The sequence below is a fragment of the Clostridium tanneri genome (assembly GCF_033659955.1).
Classification (GTDB): domain Bacteria; phylum Bacillota; class Clostridia; order Clostridiales; family Clostridiaceae; genus Clostridium_AM; species Clostridium_AM tanneri.
The window spans coordinates 21,828-28,102 of sequence record NZ_JARUJP010000034.1 but is presented as its reverse complement, the minus strand read 5'-3'; the positions used below and the strand labels follow the sequence as shown (position 1 = coordinate 28,102).

Here is a 6,275-nt window from a genome sequence, read left to right as displayed (position 1 = left end):
ATATGGATCTTTAGCTCAGTTGGTTAGAGCAACCGGCTCATAACCGGTTGGTCCGGGGTTCGAGTCCCTGAAGGTCCACCATTAAAGCACTTGTAGTTTACTACAAGTGCTTTTTAATTTATAATTTATTAATATGAGATAGTGCATATTTACATTTAAATATATCTATATTTGAGAGAGGTGTATGTAAAATGAATTTTTATAGAGTTAAGCAATTCTACTGGGCGATAAATTCTAGGATAAATAAAAAAGACTTACATTTTTTGCATGCACATTTAGATGAGAATGAATTAGGGCTTTTTAATAGGTTATCTATACAAGAACAAAAGCACTGTATTAATGTCGCCTATGATGTAGAAAAGGTTTGTAAAATGAAAAATGCAGATAAAAAACTACTTATAAAGGCTGCACTACTACATGACATAGGGAAAACTTATAAAAAATTAAATGTAATAGATAAGTCTATTTTAGTTATGGTTGATAGCATAACTAAAGGGAGCATAAAAAAGTTTTCTAATGTAGATAAGGTAAATGTCTATTACAATCACGGAAAAATAGGTAAGGATATATTGAAAAGTTATAATTATGAAGAAAAATTATTATATTTGATTGAGAATCATCATAATGATAAGATAACTGGAAATGTAGAATTGGATATTTTGAGAATATGCGATGAGAAAAATTAATAATCTTTATGAAAATGTATAAAGTTATTTTATTTAATTAAAGATAATGGTAATATATAGGTAATATTTTACTTTAAAATTAACTACACTTTATATATTTGGAGGTAAAAATGAATTCAAAGGAAAGAAGAGCTTATATAGAAAATCTATTAAAGGAGAATAATTCACCTAGAAAAGGAAGTTCCATAGCAGAAGATTTAGGCGTTACAAGACAAGTAATAGTAAAGGACATAGCTATTTTAAGAGCCGAAGGAAAAAAAATCATTGCAACGCCAGAAGGATATTTAATGCCTAAAGAAGAAAGAAATATGGTAAAAAAAATAATGGCTTTTTCTCATAAATCTGATGATATAGAAGATGAATTAAAAACTATAGTAAAGTTTGGAGGAATTATAGAAGATGTAGTAATAGAACATTCACTCTATGGTGAAATAAGGGGAATGCTCATGATAAAAACTTTTTATGATGTAGAGAATTTTATAAATAAGTTAAAAAGTTATAAAGCAGAACCACTTCTAATTTTAACAGGAGGGATACATCTGCACAGTATATCGGCTGAAAATTATGAAATTATAGATAACATTATAAGAGAATTAAAGGATAAAGGATATTTAATTGAAGACTAAAATAAGAAAGATAAGAGGTGATTTAAATGAGAAGAAAGATTTTTATTGCTATGATTCTGCTCATTGCAGTAATTTGCTTTACGTTTCTGGACAGAATAATTAGCTTTGCTGTAAATGTGAAATGGTATAAAGAGGTAGGGTATCTATCCATATATTTTACTAAGCTTATAGCAATACTTAAATTAATGATACCTATATTCTTGATAAGTTTTATAGGTATATGGTTATACTATAAGAGCTTAAGGCTTAGTATAATTAAGTACAGAAAAGTAGTAGATGTTAATAACTCAAAAAGTGGATTAGAAAAGAAGATATTTTTTATACTTAATACGATATTCTCTTTCATGATAGCCTATATATTTGCCTTTACTTATTGGTACAGGATATTACAGTTTAGTAATTCAGTTAACTTTAATACCAAGGACCCTATATTTGGCGTAGATGTATCTTTCTACATTTTCAAACTTCCACTTATACAATCAATCTATAGTGCAATAATTACATTACTACTATTCTTAGTATTCATAACTTTTATAAGTTATTTTATACTAAATGCCAGAGATAGAATTTTTTCAGGTAGGACTGTAAGAAAAAGTTTTTCTAATGTAACTATATTAAAGAGTGGTATAACTTCATTTGCTGGGAAACAGCTAGCAGTTGTTTCTGCTTTGATAATGATTTGTATCTCTGTTGGTTACCTATTAAAGTGCTTTGGATTAGTATACAGTACTAGGGGTGTAGCATTTGGTGCTAGTTATACAGATGTACATGTTAGCTTGCTATTCTATAAAATTATTATCGTAGTTTCACTTATTGCATCGATTATTATATTTATTAGTGTTGTAACCTCTAAAGTGAAACCTATAATTATATCTATAAGCCTAATTGTAGTATTAGTTATATTAGAAGGCGTATCAGCAACAGCAGTTCAAAATTTTATTGTTAAGTCAAATCAAAAGACACTAGAGCAGCCATATATAAAATACAACATAGATTATACAAGAAAAGCTTTTAATATAACCAGTATTGATGAAAAGCCTTTTGAAGTAAAAAATGATTTAACAAAGGAAGATCTAAAGACAAATAAGGATACTATAAATAACATAAGAATAAATTCATATAAGCCATCACTTGAGTTTTATAACCAAGTTCAAATAATAAGATATTATTACGGATTTAATGATATTGATGTAGATAGATATAATATTAATGGTAATTATAATCAGGTTTTTATAGCGCCGAGAGAAATTAATAGTCAAGCTATACCAAATACCTGGCAGAATAAACATTTAATTTATACTCATGGATATGGTGCTGTTATGAGTAAAGTTAACTCAGTAACATCAGAAGGTCAACCAGACTTTGTAATAAAGGATATGCCACCAGTTAACAGTACAAATATAAAATTAGATAACCCAAGAATATACTTTGGTGAAAAAAGTGATAATTATGCAATAGTCAATACTAAAATGAGTGAATTTGATTATCCAAAGGGTGAGTCAAATCAGAATAATAAGTATGATGGCACATCTGGAATTAAAATGAGTTTTGTAAATAAATTGTTATTTGCCATAAATCAAAGAGATTTAAACTTTTTACTATCTAGAGATATAACAAATGAAAGTAAAATACTTATTAATAGAAATGTAGTAGACAGAGCGAAAAAAATAGCTCCATTTTTAAACTATGATTCAGATCCTTATGTAGTTATAAGTGAAGGTAAGTTTTATTGGATAATAGATGCTTACACAGTTTCAGATAAATATCCATTTTCCCAACCACAAGATAACGTAAATTATATTAGAAATTCAGTCAAGGTTGTAATAGATGCAGTAGATGGTAATACAGACTTTTACTTGTTTGATAAGAATGACCCTATAGCTTTAAGTTACTCGAAAATATTTCCGGGGCTATTTAAAGACTCATCAAAGTTACCAAAGGACATAAAGGATCACTTTAAATATCCTGAAGATATTTTTAACATTCAATGCAATATTCTAGGAAGATATCACATAACAGACCCAGGAGTATTCTATAATGGGGAAGATATATGGGAGGTTGCAAAAAACCAGAAACAGGTAGAAGGGGAAAAAGACTCAACAGAATCTCCTTATGTAGTTATGAGGCTTCCAAGTGAAAAGAATGAAGAAATGATTTTATTACAATATTTTAATATGCGAAATAAAGATAATATGGTTGCATTATTTGGAGCGAGAATGGATGGAAATAACTACGGTAAAATGGTATTGTACAAATTTCCACCACAAAAAACTGTATATAGCCCATATTTATTTAAACAGAAATTGAATCAGGATACTAATATATCTAAAGAACTGTCCTTATGGAATAAAGGTGGATCTCAGGTTCAGTTTGGAGATACTATGATAGTTCCTATAAATCATTCTCTACTTTATATAGAACCTTTATATTTGCGAGCTAATGGTAAGAATAGTATCCCAGAAATGAAGAGAGTTATAGTTTCCTATGGAGATAAAATTATCTTAGCTGAAAATATAGAGAGTGCACTTGAACAATTATTTAATTATAAGAATGATAAAGGGAGTGGCACTAATAATAATCAACCAATCACTAATGACATTGAAAAAGAAGGTACTATAAAACAGGTAAAAGACTTATATGATAAAGCAATAGAGGCACAAAAAAGTGGTGATTGGGCAAAGTATGGAGAATATATAAAGCAGCTTGGAGATATTATTAATCAATTAAATAAATAAAATCTAGAAAAACTTAAAAATTAAAATACAAGTAAAGCATAAGTTATACTAAAACAATATGATATATTACTCATAAATTTGTTTACTACTTTGTGGATACTTGTATTTTAATTTTTATTTAAGTTTTATGATATAATTAAAATAGGAAAGGATAAAATAATTCTAAGAGCCTAATACTGTTTATATTAGTTTAAATTATTACTGTTCCTGGAGAGGAAGGTTGAAATATGGATTATGATGTTCTTATATTAGGGGGAGGCATAATAGGGTGCGCAGTTGCCTATGAACTTTCCAAATATAGTCTAAACATTGCATTAATTGAAAAGGATTATGATATAGCAGATGATGTTGCTTTGATAAACTCTGCTGTGGTTTATGATGGAGTTGAATGCGAGGATACATTGGTTTCTAAACTAGAGTTTATGGGAAATAGGCTTATATATGATATTGTTGAAAAGTTTAACATACCTTATAAAAAATATAATTCTTTAATTATTGCAGAAGATAAAAAAAGTGAAAATGATTTAATAGAAATGTATAATAAAGCGATCGATAGAGGAATTGATAATATATTCCTACTAGACAGTAAGAAGGTATATGAATTAGAACCTAATTTAAATATAAACGTGAAAAGAGCGATACATTCTAAGAATACGGGAGTTATATCTCCTTATGATCTTGCTATTTCCTATGCAGAAATTGCATTTGATAATGGAGTAAACTTTAAGTTAGAAGAAGAAGTTTTAGACATACAAAAAGTATCTAAGGGGTTTAGAGTAATAACGAATAAGAATAAATTCACTTGTAATATGGTCCTCAACACTACACCTGGTAAAAATTACAGCATAGATAAGTCTAATAGAATAACCGAGAGTAGAAGTTATTTGAAACAATTTTTATTAGCAAAAAGTTTTAAAGGAAGTTTTAAAAATATTATATCAACATTAAACGAAAATGGTGATAAACTATACTCGGTCTCTACTATTCAAGGCGGATCAATACTATCAGTAAAAACAGATAAAAATATAAATTGCGATGATAGTTTAAAAAAGATATATAACTTTATAGGAAAAATTGATGAAGCTGAAATAAATAATTTTTATGAATCACCTTTTTATAATGATACTTTAATTATAGATGACAGTCTTATTGATAAAGGATATATTAAAGTAACGGGGAAACACTATGGACAGGTTACTATGACACCAGCTATTGCTAGTATCGTGTGTGAAACTATAGTTAGTAATTTAAATTGTGTTTTAAAAAAAGACTTTGTGGATAAAAGAAGAGAAATTTATAGATTTAGGGATCTATCAAACGATGAAAGAAACAATATTATAAAATTAGATAATAAGTATGGAAAGGTAATATGCTATTGTCAAAAGGTAACAGAAGGAGAAATTGTAGATTCTATAAGAAGGCCATTAGGAGCACGTACATTAGAAGCTATAAGGAGAAGAACAGGTGTAACCTTTGGTCGTTGCAATGGATCACAGTGCCTACATAAGATAGCAGCTATATTAGCAAGAGAAACTGATAAGAAACTAACAGAGATTGTAAGAGACTCTAAAAACTCAACAATAGTAATGGCTAGAATAAAGGAATTTGATGAAATGTAGGTATTTGGAGGAATTTAAAGTTGATTAAAGAGGCTATTTGCTATGGATGTAATAATAAGTGTATACTTAGTATTGATATATACAATGATTCTATAGAAGTCCAAGGAAATTTATGTGATGAAGGAATAAAATATGCTAAAGAGCAGATAAATAGTAATAAAGGTATTCTTACTACTTTAGTAAGAATAAAAGGGTCAAGATATAATGTAGTTCCTGTAAAAAGCAGTAAGCCTTTAGATAAGAAGCTATGGGTAGAATGCTCGAAGGCATTAAGTAGATTATATGTAGGGGCACCGATTAAGGCAGGAGATATAGTTTGTAAGAATATATTAAATACTGGAGCAGACATAGTATGCACTAAAAACATTGATTAAAGTTAAATATTTGTAAATATACAGAAAAAAACATAAATTGCTATTGACATAAAAAGTAAATGTATATATAATTAAGTAAAAATTAAAATTAACCTATGATAAGGCTAGTAACGATATGAAAGTTTAAGAGAGTCAGTGGTTGGTGAAAACTGATACTGGAATGTTGTGAATCCACCTTTGAGGTACTGCTAATTACAGATCGGTGATACCGTTATAATCTTCGAGTGAATCAAAT

5 protein-coding genes, 1 tRNA gene and 1 other annotated feature (1 of these 7 only partly in view) are annotated in these 6,275 nt (G+C 28.3%); all 6 genes read left to right on the top strand.

Going from position 1 to position 6,275, the window contains the following annotated elements; all coding sequences use genetic code 11:
• Positions 1 to 4: 4 nt before the first annotated feature.
• Positions 5 to 81, top strand: a tRNA-Ile gene (locus tag P8V03_RS17720).
• 110 nt (positions 82 to 191) lie between these two features.
• Positions 192 to 686 carry an HDIG domain-containing metalloprotein gene (locus tag P8V03_RS17715; RefSeq protein WP_261673486.1) on the top strand — a complete coding sequence of 165 codons (495 nt, stop codon included), beginning with the start codon at positions 192 to 194 and terminating at the stop codon, positions 684 to 686.
• A 110-nt stretch (positions 687 to 796) separates the two neighbouring features.
• A complete protein-coding gene (locus tag P8V03_RS17710) occupies positions 797 to 1,312 on the top strand; it encodes a transcription repressor NadR (protein ID WP_261673487.1) in 516 nt (171 codons plus the stop codon).
• A gap of 26 nt (positions 1,313 to 1,338) precedes the next feature.
• On the top strand, positions 1,339 to 4,047 hold the full coding sequence (locus P8V03_RS17705) for a UPF0182 family protein (protein WP_318799178.1): 2,709 nt from the start codon (positions 1,339 to 1,341) through the stop codon (positions 4,045 to 4,047).
• Positions 4,048 to 4,274: 227 nt separating this feature from the next.
• A complete protein-coding gene (locus tag P8V03_RS17700) occupies positions 4,275 to 5,666 on the top strand; it encodes an NAD(P)/FAD-dependent oxidoreductase (protein WP_261673489.1) in 1,392 nt (463 codons plus the stop codon).
• A gap of 20 nt (positions 5,667 to 5,686) precedes the next feature.
• On the top strand, positions 5,687 to 6,040 hold the full coding sequence (locus P8V03_RS17695) for a DUF1667 domain-containing protein (RefSeq protein WP_261673490.1): 354 nt from the start codon (positions 5,687 to 5,689) through the stop codon (positions 6,038 to 6,040).
• 86 nt (positions 6,041 to 6,126) lie between these two features.
• Positions 6,127 to 6,275 (top strand) — a binding site (T-box leader) (it continues 45 nt past the right edge of the window).